At 71.5% G+C, this 13439-nt stretch carries 13 protein-coding genes; 8 read left to right on the top strand and 5 right to left on the bottom strand.

The annotated features are described in order from the left end of the window. Positions 1-532: 532 nt before the first annotated feature. The 8 genes from ACZ7L7_RS23585 (at position 533) to ACZ7L7_RS23550 (ending at position 7661) form a co-directional block, all read left to right on the top strand. Positions 533-883: an SH3 domain-containing protein gene (locus ACZ7L7_RS23585; RefSeq protein ID WP_285510134.1), complete on the top strand. Its 351-nt coding sequence runs from the start codon at positions 533-535 to the stop codon at positions 881-883. A 43-nt stretch (positions 884-926) separates the two neighbouring features. Then, positions 927-2285, top strand: a complete 1359-nt coding sequence (locus ACZ7L7_RS23580) for an FtsW/RodA/SpoVE family cell cycle protein (protein ID WP_285510135.1) — start codon at positions 927-929, stop codon at positions 2283-2285. Next, entirely contained in the window at positions 2282-3739 is a 1458-nt protein-coding gene (locus ACZ7L7_RS23575; protein ID WP_472077025.1) for a penicillin-binding transpeptidase domain-containing protein, read from the top strand. The genes ACZ7L7_RS23580 and ACZ7L7_RS23575 overlap by 4 nt, the downstream gene beginning before the upstream one ends. A 45-nt stretch (positions 3740-3784) precedes the next feature. Continuing rightward, a complete protein-coding gene (locus tag ACZ7L7_RS23570; protein ID WP_472077023.1) occupies positions 3785-4285 on the top strand; it encodes a DUF3291 domain-containing protein in 501 nt (166 codons plus the stop codon). 178 nt (positions 4286-4463) lie between these two features. Continuing rightward, complete coding sequence (locus tag ACZ7L7_RS23565; protein ID WP_453607409.1) at positions 4464-5402, top strand: AurF N-oxygenase family protein; 939 nt, start codon at positions 4464-4466, stop codon at positions 5400-5402. A 119-nt stretch (positions 5403-5521) separates the two neighbouring features. After that, a complete protein-coding gene (locus ACZ7L7_RS23560) occupies positions 5522-6175 on the top strand; it encodes a TetR/AcrR family transcriptional regulator (protein WP_285510139.1) in 654 nt (217 codons plus the stop codon). A 10-nt stretch (positions 6176-6185) separates the two neighbouring features. Next, positions 6186-6491 carry a hypothetical protein gene (locus ACZ7L7_RS23555; RefSeq protein WP_285510140.1) on the top strand — a complete coding sequence of 102 codons (306 nt, stop codon included), beginning with the start codon at positions 6186-6188 and terminating at the stop codon, positions 6489-6491. Positions 6492-6593: 102 nt separating this feature from the next. Then, on the top strand, positions 6594-7661 hold the full coding sequence (locus tag ACZ7L7_RS23550) for a C40 family peptidase (RefSeq protein ID WP_453607404.1): 1068 nt from the start codon (positions 6594-6596) through the stop codon (positions 7659-7661). Here the strand turns inward: ACZ7L7_RS23550 and ACZ7L7_RS23545 are convergent. From ACZ7L7_RS23545 to ACZ7L7_RS23525, 5 genes are all read right to left on the bottom strand, one after another. After that, complete coding sequence (locus tag ACZ7L7_RS23545) at positions 7640-8887, bottom strand: styrene monooxygenase/indole monooxygenase family protein (RefSeq protein ID WP_285510142.1); 1248 nt, start codon at positions 8885-8887, stop codon at positions 7640-7642. The two genes, ACZ7L7_RS23550 and ACZ7L7_RS23545, sit on opposite strands and share 22 nt — an antisense overlap. Before the next feature lie 67 nt (positions 8888-8954). Next, a complete protein-coding gene (locus tag ACZ7L7_RS23540; RefSeq protein WP_285510143.1) occupies positions 8955-9566 on the bottom strand; it encodes a GTP-binding protein in 612 nt (203 codons plus the stop codon). After that, positions 9547-9960, bottom strand: a complete 414-nt coding sequence (locus ACZ7L7_RS23535; RefSeq protein WP_093724954.1) for a DUF742 domain-containing protein — start codon at positions 9958-9960, stop codon at positions 9547-9549. Before ACZ7L7_RS23535 ends, ACZ7L7_RS23540 begins: the two co-directional genes overlap by 20 nt. Beyond that, entirely contained in the window at positions 9957-10460 is a 504-nt protein-coding gene (locus ACZ7L7_RS23530; RefSeq protein ID WP_285510144.1) for a roadblock/LC7 domain-containing protein, read from the bottom strand. The genes ACZ7L7_RS23535 and ACZ7L7_RS23530 overlap by 4 nt, the downstream gene beginning before the upstream one ends. Next, positions 10457-13285, bottom strand: a complete 2829-nt coding sequence (locus tag ACZ7L7_RS23525) for a sensor histidine kinase (protein ID WP_472077020.1) — start codon at positions 13283-13285, stop codon at positions 10457-10459. Before ACZ7L7_RS23525 ends, ACZ7L7_RS23530 begins: the two co-directional genes overlap by 4 nt. Between the last annotated feature and the right edge of the window lie 154 nt (positions 13286-13439).

Here is a 13439-nt window from a genome sequence, read left to right as displayed (position 1 = left end):
CGGATTCCGGACGGAGCGAGCGCGCATTCCTGACGGACCGGGTGACGGGCACGCCTCCCGCAGGTCCCGAGCGGGGCAGCGCACGCCCCCGACGGACCGCACGACGACCGCCCCGCCTCCCCGACGGACCGGGGACCACAGCCAGCCTCCCCGACGGACCGGGAACCACCGCACGCCTCCCCGACCGACCGCACGACGACCACCGCGCCTCCCCGACCGACCGGAGGCCACAGCCCGCCTCCCCGACCGACCGGGAACCACAGCCCGCCTCCCCGACCGACCGGGAACCACAGCCCGCCTCCCCGACCGACCGGGAACCACAGCCCGCCTCCCCGACCGACCGGAAACGACAGCCCCCTCCCCGACCGACCGGAGACCACACCATCCCCTCCCCGCCTCCCCGAGTGACGGCCGCGCGCCCCGTATGACCACGGCAGCCCTTCCGGATGGCCCAAGCGGAGAGGCGGGCGGACCATTCGCCCCATAGCGTGGCGGATAGTCAAGTTCCGCCCCCTTCATGGAGGTACACCCCATGTCGTTCCGCTCCCGCCTCGCCATATCCGTCGCCGTCGGCGCTCTCACCGCCGCGGCTGCCGCCTCCCCCGCAGTCGCCGGTGACGACTGGGGCGGGCACCACGAGAAGCACCCCAAGCTGTACAAGGGGGTCGTCACCGCCGACACCCTGCTCCTGCGCAGCGCGCCGAACCGGGGCAGCCATGTCATCCGGACCGCGCACCGCGGGCAGGTCGTGAAGATCTTCTGCAAGACGGTCGGCCAGAACATCCAGGGCAACCCGCTGTGGTACCTGCTGCCCGACGGCACCTGGGCCTGGGGCTCGGCCCGGTACATCAAGAACATCGGGCCCGCGCCACGCTGGTGCTGAGCAACAAGGCACACAAGACGCCCTATTTGGGTAAGTTCCGGACATGATCAAGGCCGGAACCACCGAGGCGAGAGCGGACGCACCCGCACCCGTCGTACGCCTCCCCCGGCGCCGTGGCATCGAACTGGCCCTCATCGTCGTGGCCGTCCTGCTCTCCGTGTACGGCTACTGCGCGGTCGGTATCGCCCGCCACGGCGCCGTCCCGCCCGGCGCCGCCGGTTACGGCGCCGGGCTCGGCGTGCTGGCGCTGGTCGCCCATCTGGCGGTGCGGCTGCGGGCGCCGGACGCAGACGCCCTGCTGCTGCCGATCGGCGTGCTGCTCAACGGGCTCGGCCTGGTGCTGATCTACCGGCTCGACCTGGAGACCCCGGGCGACCGGGCGGCCCCCGCCCAACTCGTGTGGTCCACGCTGGGCGTGGCGTTCTTCATCGTCACCGTCGTCCTGCTGCGCGACCACCGCGTGCTCCAGCGCTACGCGTACGTCTGCGTGGCCGGGGCGCTGGGGCTGCTGGTGCTGCCGATCCTCTTCCCCGCCGTGAACGGTGCCCGGATCTGGATCCGGATCGCCGGATTCTCCATCCAGCCGGGCGAGTTCGCGAAGGTGCTGCTGGCGGTGTTCTTCGCCGCCTATCTGGCCGCGAACCGGGGCGCGCTGGCGTACGCGGGCCGCCGGGTGTGCCGGCTGCAGCTGCCGACCGGGCGGGTGCTCGGGCCGATCGTCTCGATCTGGCTGCTGAGCGTGCTGGTGCTGGTCCTGGAGCGGGACCTCGGCACCTCGCTGCTGTTCTTCGGCCTGTTCGTGGTCCTGCTGTACGTCGCCACCGGGCGCACCGGGTGGATCGCCGTGGGCCTGCTGCTCGCGGCGCTGGGCGCGGTCGCGGTGGGCTGGCTGGAGCCGCATGTGCACAGCAGGGTCGAGGACTGGCTGCACCCGCTCGCCTCCATCGAGGCGGGCAAGGGCCCGAACCAGCTCTCCCAGTCGCTGTTCGCCTTCGCCTCCGGCGGCATCCTGGGCACCGGTCTCGGGCTCGGCCACTCCGTGCTGATCGGGTTCGCCGTCAAGTCGGACTTCATCCTGGCCACCGCGGGCGAGGAGCTGGGCCTGGCCGGACTGTCGGCGATCTTCCTGCTCTACGGCCTGCTGGTGGAGCGCGGCTACCGGGCGGGCCTGGCCCTGCGCGACCCTTTCGGGCAACTGCTCGCGGTGGGGCTCGCCTCGATCGTGGCCCTCCAGGTCTTCGTGATCGCGGGCGGGGTGACCGGGCTGATCCCGCTCACCGGCATGGCGATGCCGTTCCTGGCGCAGGGCGGCTCGTCGGTGGTCACCAACTGGGCGATCGTGGCGCTGCTGGTCCGGCTGAGCGACCGCGCGCGCCGCCCGTACGACGAGGCGCCGGCGTGACCCGGCACATCCGGTTCGCGGCCGCCTTGTGCGCGCTGCTGCTGGTGGCGCTGCTGGTGAACGCCACCCGGCTGCAGGTCTTCCAGGCCGCCGAGTACGAGGACAACCCGGCCAACCGGCGGCAGACCATCGCCCGGTACGGGCAGCCGCGCGGGAACATCCTGGTCGGCGGCCGTCCGATCACCGGGTCCAAGGACACCGGGGAGCAGCTGCGCTACGAACGCACGTACCTGGACGGGCCGTTGTACGCGCCGGTGACCGGCTTCGCCTCGCAGGTGTACGGCACCTCGCTGCTGGAGGACACCGAGGACGGGGTGCTGTCCGGCGCCGATCCGTTGCTGGCGCCGTTCCCGCTGCTGGGCGATCTGACCCGGGCCCGGAACCCGGGCGGCGATGTGGTGACGACCCTGCACGAGGGCGCGCAGCGGGCGGCGTACGAGGGGCTCGGCGGGCGCACGGGCGCCGTGGCCGCCGTGGAGCCGTCCACCGGGCGCATCCTGGCGCTGGTGTCCACGCCGTCGTACAACCCGGAGGCGCTGTCGGGGAACGGCCCGTCGGTGGAGCGGTCCTGGGTCGGGCTGAACGAGGACCCGGACAGGCCGATGCTCAACCGGGCGGCGCGGCAGACGTATCCGCCGGGGTCGACCTTCAAGGTGGTGACCGCGGCGGCGGCGCTGGACGCGGGGGTGGTCACGGATGTCGACGAGGCGACCGACTCCCCCGATCCGTACCGGCTGCCGGGGAGTTCGAAGAGTCTGACGAACGAGGCGGAGGGGTGTGCGGACGCCTCCTTGCGGGCGGCGTTCATGTGGTCGTGCAACACGGTGTTCGCGAAGCTCGGGGTGCGGGTGGGGGTGAGCGATCTGGCGGCCACCGCGCAGGCGTTCGGGTTCAACGGGGCGGGGATGCGCATCCCGTACGCGGTGGCGCCGAGCACCTTCGACACCTCCGTGGACCGGGCGCAGCTCGCCCTGTCGGCGATCGGCCAGTACAACACCCGGGCGACTCCGCTGCAGATGGCGATGGTGGCGGCGGCCGTGGCGAACGGGGGGCAGGTACGCGAGCCGTATCTGGTGGAGCGCACGACGCGGCGGGACGGGGCGACGCTGGACACGGCCGGGCCGCGTCCGGTGCGACAGGCGATGCATCCGGCGACCGCGGTGCGGCTGCGGGAGCTGATGACGGACGTGGTGCGCGAGGGCACCGGCACCCATGCGGCGATCCCCGGGGCGACCGTGGGTGGCAAGACCGGTACCGCGCAGCACGGCATCGGCAACTCCGGTACGCCGTACGCCTGGTTCGTGTCCTGGGCGCAGGGCGAGCGGGACGTGGAGCCGAAGGTGGCGGTCGCGGTGGTGGTGGAGGACGCGGACGCGGACCGCGGGGAGATCAGCGGCGGCGGGGACGCGGCGCCGATCGCGCGGGCGGTGATGGAGGCGGTGCTCGGTGGGTGAGACGGGGGTGTCCGGACGGGCGCCGACCGACCTAACGTTCGGTCCATGACCGTCGCATTCGAACTCGCCCAGGTGAACATCGGACGACTCAAAGCCCCTCTCGATTCCCCCCAGTTGAAGGATTTCGTCGACGCGCTCGACCCGGTCAACGCCGACGCCGACGCGGCGGACGGCTTCGTCTGGCGGCTGCAGAGCGAGGAGGGCGACGCCACCGACATTTCCGTGTTCGGGGACGAGTGGCTGATCATCAACATGTCGGTGTGGCGGAACACCGACGCGCTGACCGCGTACATGTACCAGGGCCGCCACCGGGAGATGCTGGCGCGGCGGCGCGAGTGGTTCGAGAAGGTGCAGGAAGCCATGGTGGCGCTGTGGTGGGTCCCGGCCGGGCAACGCCCGACGGTCGCCGAGGCGGAGGCGCGGCTGCTGCACCTGCGCGCCAACGGGCCGACGCCGTACGCCTTCACGCTGCGCACCTCGTTCCCGCCGGGGGCGGCTCAGCCGGTGTTCGGCGAGGTGCCGGAAGGGCTCGGCTGCTCGGTCTGAGGCCCGCCGAGCCGTCATCCGCTCCCCCGCGCGGTAGACGAACCGTCAAGCGGTAGACGCACAGTCAATCGGTAGACGAAGAGTCAACAAGTACCGCGCGGGGGATTGACGTGCTTGCTGACAGGCAGTCTCATAAGAGGTCGGAGGGTGTGACCCCGGGTAACGAGTTGGGAGAACCATGACGACGCTCACCGATGCCGACGCGATCGAAGGGCTGCGTGACGCGCTGGGCCTGCTGAAGGACCGGGAACAGGTGGCCGAGCGGTTGCTCGACTCCTCCGCCAAGCACTCCTTCGACCCCGACAAGGAGCTGGACTGGGACGCGCCCTTCGAGGAGGGCAAGTGGTTCTGGCCGCCGGAGCTGGTGTCGCTGTACGACACCCCGATGTGGAAGCGGATGAGCGAGGAACAGCGCATCCTGCTCTCCCAGCACGAGGCGGCGGCGCTGGCCTCGCTCGGCATCTGGTTCGAGCTGATCCTGATGCAGCTGCTGGTGCGGCACATCTACGACAAGGCGGCGACGAGCGCCCATGTGCGGTACGCGCTCACCGAGATCGAGGACGAGTGCCGCCACTCGAAGATGTTCGCGCGGGTGATCTCCCGCGGCGGGACCCCGTGGTACCCGGTGAGCCGGGTGCACCAGAACCTGGGGCGCCTGTTCAAGACGATCTCGACGACTCCGGGTTCCTTCACCGCGACCCTGCTCGGCGAGGAGGTCCTGGACTGGATGCAGCGGCTGACCTTCCCGGACGAGCGGGTGCAGCCGCTGATCAGGGGCGTGACGCGGATCCATGTCGTGGAGGAGGCCCGCCATGTCCGGTACGCCCGTGAGGAGCTGCGCCGGCAGATGGTGACGGCGCCGCGCTGGTCGCAGGAGTTCACGCGGGTCACCTCCGGGGAGTTCGCCCGGGTGTTCTCGGTGGCCTTCATCAATCCCGAGGTCTACACGAACGTCGGGCTGGACAAGCGCGAGGCGATGGCCCAGGTGAAGGCGAGCGCGCACCGCCGCGAGGTCATGCAGACGGGGGCGAAGCGGCTCACCGACTTCCTGGACGACATCGGGGTGCTGCGGGGCGTCGGGCGACGGCTGTGGAGGGCCTCGGGGCTGCTGGCCTAGGGTCTGTCATCACATTCCCGCCTGCCGCGCGACGCCTGGCACGACAGACCCTCACGGCGGGCTCGAACAAGCCGGTACGGGGCGGCTGCGGGGCCGGTAGAGCGGTTACTCTGCACGTCATGAGCCCTTCGGCCCCCACGCCCGCCTACCGACGTCTCAGTGTCGAGGAGCGGCGGAACCAGTTGCTGGCCGCCGCTCTGTCGCTGTTCGCCCACCGGGCACCGGAAGAGGTGTCGCTCGACGATGTGGCGGAGGCGGCGGGGGTGTCGCGGCCGCTGGTGTACCGGTACTTCCCCGGCGGCAAGCAGCAGCTGTACGAGGCCGCGCTGCGCTCCGCCGCCGACGAGCTGGAGCAGTGCTTCGACGAGCCCCGGGAGGGCCCGCGCATCGCGCGCCTGGGACGCGCCCTGGACCGCTACCTCACCTTCGTCGACGAGCACGACGCCGGCTTCAGCGCGCTGTTGCAGGGCGGCAGCGTGGTGGAGACCTCGCGCACGACGTCCATCGTGGACGGAGTGCGCCGGGCGGCGGCCGAGCACATCCTGAGCCACCTGGAGGTCACCGAGCCGGGCCTGCACCTGCGCATGACCGTCAAGCTGTGGATCACCTCCTGCGAGGCGGCGTCCCTGCTCTGGCTCGACGAGGGCAAGCAGCCCCCCGCGGCCGAGCTGCGCGACTGGCTGGTCGACCAGTTCCTCGCGGTCCTCTCCGTCACCGGCACCCGCGACCCGCAGACCGCCGCCCTGGTCCGGGCCCTCGCCGAGGATGCCTGACACTGTTGCGGTGAAGAGCGAAGACACCCCCTTCGAGGGCGGCCCCATGGACGGCCGGGTCCTGCCCGTCCTGCTCGGCATGACGGGCCACCCCCCGAAGACGTACCGCATCCCGGTCCCCGCCCCCGACGGCGGCGAGCCGACGGTCCTGCTCTACAGCCGGGTTCCCCGCGTGGAGGGCCGCGCCCATGTGGGCCTCAGTCGGCGCTGGAAGTACGTCTACGACCCGGAGGGGCGGCACGTTCACCGGCTGAAGTGGCCCTGGTCGAAGCCAGACGCCACGCCGCGCGGCAAGCCGGACGACGCGGACGGGTGACGCGGTTGCGCCGAACCGCGCACAGTCGGCGCGCGGGCTCGGCGCGGGCGTTCGATGCTCGCGGTGCGGGGCAGAGGGGCTGCCCGTGCCGGAGGTGATGACGTGTCAGGAAGGCTTCTGCGTCTGGTGTGTACGGCCGCCACGGTGGCCTGCACCGTCCTCGCACCGGTTCCCGCTGCCGCCGCGCCGGAACCCGGCGAACCCACCGTCGCACGCCTGCTGACGGATCTTCAGCGGCTGTACCGGGAGGCGGAGCGGGCCACCGAGACCTACAACGCCACCGAGGAACGGCTCAAGCGGCAGCGGGCCGAGGTGAAGCGCCTGGACGGGGAACTCGCCCGGGTGCGGCTCTCCCTGCACGACAGCCGGGGTGCGGCGGGGCGGCTCGCCCGGCAGCAGTACCAGAGCAGTACCGAGATCTCCACCTACGTACAACTGCTGCTCGCCCGGTCTCCGCAGCACGCGCTCGATCAGGGGCATGTGATCGGGCAGTTGGCCCGGGAGCGGGCCCAGGCCGTGGGGCGGCTGGCCGGGAGTGAGAAGAAGGCCGACGCCCTGGCCCGCAAGGCCCGTGCCGCCCTCGACAAGCAGCTCGCCCTCGCCGAACGGCAGAAGGAGGACCGGGACGAGGTCCGGGGGCGGCTGTCCGACGTGGAGGAGCTGCTTGCCTCCCTCACCCCTGAACAGCTCGACGACATCGCCGAGTTGGAAAGGGAAGGAGTGGAGGCGGCTCAGCAGGACGTCGTGGCCTCCGGGGCGCTGGGGCCGGAGCGGCCGGCCTCCGGGCGGGGCGAGCGGGCGGTGAACTACGCGCTGCGGCAGCTCGGCAAGCCCTACGAATGGGGCGCCGAGGGGCCTCGTACGTACGACTGCTCGGGGCTGACCTCACAGGCCTGGGAGCACGCCGGGACCCCGGTCCCCCGGACCAGTCAGGAGCAGTGGGCCCGGCTGCCGAAGGTGCCGCTGGACGAGCTGCGGCCCGGTGACCTCGTCGTCTACCACCGGGACGCCACGCACGTGGCGATGTATCTGGGTGAGGGTGAGGTCGTCGAGGCGCCCAGGACCGGTGAGCGGATCAGGGTGTCGCCGATCGCGTCGTACCCGATCCTGGGGGCCGTGCGTCCGGACGGAACTCCGCCGTCCGGAGGTCAGGACAGCGAGGCCAGGTAGGCGGCCGTCTTCTCGGGCTCGTAGAAGAAGTTCTCGAAGTCCGCCGGGTTGTCGAAGGCGTTGGCGAAACGGTCCGCCGCGGGCTGGAGCTCGCCGGCCGCGCCGATCAGGTTCAGGATGTGCTCCGGCGGCGGGGCGAGCATGGCGTTGGTCCACTTGGTGACGTGCTGGGCGATCTCCCAGTACCGGTCGAACGTCGCCTGCATCCACTCCTCGTCGAACGGCTTGTCACCGTGTTCGAGGATCGAGGCGAGGTACGCCGCCGCGCACTTGGACGCGGAGTTGGAGCCCTGCCCGGTGATCGGGTCGTTGGCGACGACCACGTCGGCGACGCCGAGGACCAGGCCGCCGCCGGGGAGCCGGCCGATCGGGTTGCGGACCGTGGGCGCGTACCGCCCGGCCAGGGTGCCGCCGGCGTCGGTCAGTTCGACGTCCGTCGCCCGCGCGTACTCCCACGGCGTGTACCGCTCCATGAGTTCCAGGGTCAGGGAGAGGTGTTCCCGCGGGTCCTTGACGTCGTTGAAGACGTCCAGCGGGCCGCCGGGTATGCCCTCCCAGAACAGGATGTCGGCGCGCCCGGAAGTGGTGAACGTCGGCATGATGAACAGCTCGCCGACACCCGGGACCAGGTTGCAGCGGACCGCGTCGAAGTCGGGGTGCTCCGGGCGCGGGCCGAGGCCGTGCACGTAGGCGACCGCGAGGGCGCGCTGCGGCTCGCTGTACGGGGAGCGCTCCGGGTCCCGGGCGAACATGGACACCAGCTCGCCCTTGCCCGCCGAGACCAGCACCAGGTCGTACGTACGGGAGAAGTAGTCCAGGTCGCCGACGGCCGCGCCGTGGATGACCAGCTGGCCGCCGCGCTGGGCGAAGGTCTCCATCCAGCCCGCCATCTTCACCCGCTGGTCCACGGACTGGGCGTACCCGTCCAGGTGCCCCACCCAGTCGATCGCGCGGGCCGCCGGACCCTCGGCCCAGGAGCCGGGTGCCGCCACCGAGACGCCGAGCCCCTCGATCTTCGGGGCCTGGGACTCCCAGAAGTTCAGCTGGAGATCGCGCTCGTGCTGCAGCGCGGTGTGGAACATGCACTGCGTCGACATGACCCGGCCGGTGCGGATCTCGTCCGCGGTCCGGTTGGACATGAGGGTGACCTCGTACCCGTGCGACTGGAGTCCGAGGGCGAGCTGGAGGCCGGACTGGCCGGCCCCGACGACGAGTATCTTCCGCATGCGGGTGGGGCTCCTTGATCGGATTCGGGGTGCGTCGGGCTGGGGGTCTGGCGGAAACGGGTCGGGTCTACTCGGGTGTTTCGTCGAGGGCGTGGCCCACGAGTGCCAGAAGGGTCTCGACCACCGAGATCCGGACCCGCGCGTCCATGATCAGGACGGGTATGTGCTTCGGGATCGTGAGCGCCTCGCGCACGTCCTCCGGCTCGAACCGCTCGCTGCCGTCGAAGTGGTTGACCGCGACGACGTACGGCAGCCCGCAGCTCTCGAAGTAGTCCAGCGCCGGGAAGCAGTCCTTCAGGCGCCGGGTGTCGGCCATCACCACCGCCCCGATCGCGCCGCGCACCAGGTCGTCCCACATGAACCAGAACCGCTGCTGGCCCGGCGTGCCGAACAGGTAGAGCACCAGGTCGTCGTCGAGCGTGATGCGGCCGAAGTCCATGGCCACGGTGGTGGTCAGCTTCTGCGGGGTGGCGCTGAGGTCGTCGGTCTCCTCGCTCGCCTCGGTCATCAGCGCCTCGGTCTGCAGGGGCGTGATCTCCGAGACGGCGGTGACCAGCGTGGTCTTGCCGACGCCGAACCCGCCCGCCACGACGATCTTCGTGGCTATGGGGGCCCGGGTGCGGTCCGTCTGCCAGGACTTCAGTTCTCTGTCGGAGTCTTCAAAGACGACGGAGTCCACTCAGCACCCTTTCGAGCAGAGCGCGGTCCGGACGTCCGGTGCCATGACCGGTGCCGGTGCCGTATACACGGATCTTTCCCTGGTCCGCGAGGTCGCTGAGCAGCACGCGGACCACGCCCAGCGGCATCCTCAGCAGCGCGGCGATCTCGGCCACCGTGCGCATACGGCGGCACAGTTCGACAATGGCCCGCGCCTCCGGCATCACCCGGGTGTTGAGGGAACCATTCTCCAGCTCCTTGCGGCCCTCCGGGGCCTCCAGCGCGGCGACGAAGGTCTCCACGAGGAGGACGTGGCCGAAGCGGGTACGGCCGCCGGTCAGGGAGTACGGGCGCACCCGGGCGGGTTTGCGGTCGGCGCCGCGGACGGGGAGCTTCTTCGGACTGCCACTGGTCATCGGGGGCTCCCGGTCGACTCGGCTTCCAGGGATTTCCTCAGCTCGCTGCGGAGTTCGGGAGTGAGGACGTGTCCGGCGCGGCCGACGAACAGGGCCATGTGGTAGGCGACCACGCTCATGTCGCAGTCGGCGGAGCCGTGCACGCCGAGCAGGGAGCCGTCGCTGATGGACATCACGAACAGGCTGCCCTCGTCCATCGCGATCATCGTGTGCTTGACCCCGCCGTACTCCATCAGACGGGCGGCGCCGACGGTGAGGCTGCCGATGCCGGAGACGACGGTGGCGAGGTCGGCGGAGGAGCCGCGGGGGCCGCTGGGGCGGTCGGTGCGCTTCTCCCTCGCCTCCTCGTTGCGCCCCGGGTCCGAGGAGAGCAGGAGCAGGCCGTCGGAGGAGACGACGGCGACGGATTCGATGCCGGGGACTTCCTCCACCAGGTTGGTCAGCAGCCAGTGCAGGTTGCGGGCTTCACTGCTCAGTCCGAAGGTACTCGGCGCGGTCAACTGCTTGCCTCCTCGACTGTGCCCCCCGTGGCTTCTTCGGATTGCGGTGCCTTGTTCTGGCCCGTCTTTTCGGCGATTTCTGCTTCTACGTCGCGGTAGCCGGCCTCCGCCCCCCGGCGGAAACCGCCCAGCCTCCTGCGGAGGGCTTCGGCGTCGACGGAACCGCGGCGCTGGCGGGGCGGTTCCTGTGGTGCGGTGATCTTCGGGGTGCGCTTGGGCAGCCCCTTGTCGGTGAGCAGCTCCTCGGTGGGGCGGGAGTGCTCGGTCTCGGCTTCGGTGTCGGTCCCGACTGCGGTGTTGGTCCCGACTGCGGTGCCGGTCCCGGCGGCTATCGGCTGCTTGGTGGGCTGGTGCGGGACCCCGGGTGTTTCGGGGTCCGTGGTCGGGGTGGTGTGCTCGGCGGAGGGGGCGTGGTCGGCAGAAGCCTCCGGCTGATCCGGCTGATCCGGCTGATCCGACTGATCCGGCTGTTCCGACTGCTCCTGCTTCGCCTGCTTCTCCGGAAGGAGAAGCTCCATCGTCGTCTCGGCCGGGGATTCGGACGCGGCCTCAGCCTCGGGCTCCGGCTCGGCCTCGGGCCCCGCCTCCTCGAACGCCTTCTCCGCCAGTTCCACCAGCCGGTCGCCCTTGCCCCGGCTCCCGTGCAGGACGTTGGAGTTGGCCTCCGCGTCCGCGCCGGGGACCGTGGTCGGGGCCTGCGGGGTGGCGGCGGTGGCCAGGAGGGTCTGCGGGAGGACCGTGACCACCGCGATGCCGCCCTGCTTCTGGTCGCGGAGCTGGACGCGGACGCCGTGCCGGTGGGCGAGGCGGGCCACGACGTACAGGCCGAGGCCGAGGCCGTCCTCGCCCTCCTGGTCGTAGGCGACCTCGGGGTCGAACTCGGCGAGGCGGGCGTTGAGGCGGGACATGCGGTCGTCCGTCATGCCGATGCCCTCGTCCTGGACGGAGAGCATGACCTCGCCGTTCTCCAGGAGCCAGCCGGAGACCTCGACGGGCGCCTCCGGCGGGGAGAACGCGGTGGCGTTCTCCATCAGTTCGGCCAGCAGGTGCGAGAGGTCGTCCGCGGCGAAGCCCGCGATGTGGGCGTGCGGGGGCAGGGCCGCGATACGGACGCGCTCGTACCGCTCGATCTCGCTGACCGCCGCCCGGACCACGTCCACCAGCGGCACCGGGCCCGCGCTGTGCTGGACGTGCTCGGTGCCCGCGAGGACGAGCAGGTTCTCGCTGTGCCGGCGCATGACGGTCGCGAAGTGGTCCAGCTTGAACAGGGTGGCGAGGCGGTCGGGGTCCTGCTCCCGCTCCTCCAGGCCCTCGATGACGGCCAGTTGGCGCTCCACCAGGCCCAGCGTGCGCAGGGCGAGGTTGACGAAGGTGGAGCCGATGCTGGTGCGCAGGCGCTCCAACTGGGCCGCCGACTCGGCGAGTTCGCTGCGCAGGTCCTCGCGCGCGTCCGCCATCTTCTGACGCTGGCCCACCAGGTGCTTGCGGTCGGACTCCAGCGTCGCGACCCGCTCGTGCAGGGCGACGGCCTGCGCGTGCAGGGCGTTGACGGAGTCGACGACCTTGGCGAACTCGTCCTTGCGGCCGGTGAACTTCACCGGCTCCTCCGCGGACAGGTCGGCGGCGCCCGCCAGGCGGGCCGAGCCCAGGCGCAGCACGGCGAGCGGGCGGGTGAGGCTGCGGGCCATGCCGGTGGCGACGCCGATGGCGAGCAGCACCAGCACGCCGAGGATCGCGATCCGGATCTCCAGCTCGGTGACGTCCTCGTCGCGCAGTTGGGCGAGGTCCTTGGTGCGCCGGTCGTGCAGGGCGGACTCGGCGCCGCGCATCATGTCGACGCGGGCGGACAGGGCCGCGTCCAGCTTCTTCAGCGAGGTGCCGAGTTCGGCGTCGGAGAGGGTCGGCTGGTCGGTGAGGGAGGCGAGGTACTTCTGGGCGGTCTCGGCCTCGGGGCCGGTGACCGTGGAGTCGTAGGAGGAGACCGACTCCTTGGGCGCGGTGGCGCGGAAGTCGGCGAGGGCGGCGTCGGAGCGCAGCCGCGCCTCCTGCGCGGCGGCGGTGAGGGCGTCGACCTGCTTGGCGTCGGCGGAGCCGGTGACCTGGCGCGGGAGTCCGGTGACCGTGTCGATGACGGTCTCGGTGGTGCGCGGCACGCTGAGCGCGGCGAGCAGCAGTCCGCGGGTGGAGGCGGCCTGCTGGACGGCGGTGTCCAGTTCGGCGAGGGCGTAGGCGCCGGAGCCCGCGCGCGGCGGCATCTCCTCGGCCAGCTGCTCGGCGAGGCGGTGGAGTTCGGTCAGCGCGGTCGAGTACGCCTTGTGCGTGTCGAGAGCGCTGCTCTTGCCGGTGAGCGCCGCTCTGCGCAGGGCGGCGATCTCGTCCAGGTCGGTGCGCAGGGAGGCGGGGATGTCGGGGTCGGCGCGCAACTCCTCGACCAGCCGGTCGACGCGGGCGCTGCGCTGCTCCGAGGGCGCCTTGGCCTTGGGGCGGCCGGCGGCGACGTAGGAGGTGACCTCGTCGCGTTCGTCGGCGAGCGAGTGGGCGAGCGCGAGGGCGTTTTCGGTCTGCTCGGAGAGGGTCACCAGGTCCTGGGTGTCGTGCAGCTGCGCGGAGGCGGTGACGATCGAGGGGGCGCCGGCCGCGGCGATAGCGGCGGCGACCACGGCGACGGCGACGATGAGCCGGTTGCGTACATGGGTGGGCCGGCCTCGGCCGGCCGGTGTGGGGCCGGTCCCCGCCGTGGTGCCGGGCGTGTGCTCCGGACCCCCTGCGGAGGCCGTCTGCTTGCCTGAGCGACGAGGCCGCGTCTTCTGCACCGGTGCTCGCATTCCGTAACTCGTGATACCCATGGGCCCGGGTGACGCTCCGTCACATGGCGCATACGCCCGGTACGCTTCCCGACCCAACCAGTGCCGGTGGGCGGTTCTCGCGCATCACCTGACCCGCCACCCGAAGGAGTGAACCCCGGAGGGGAGTTGGTGG

The sequence above is a fragment of the Streptomyces sp. NPDC110618 genome (assembly GCF_055657065.1).
This window is presented reverse-complemented; position numbering and strand designations above follow the sequence as displayed.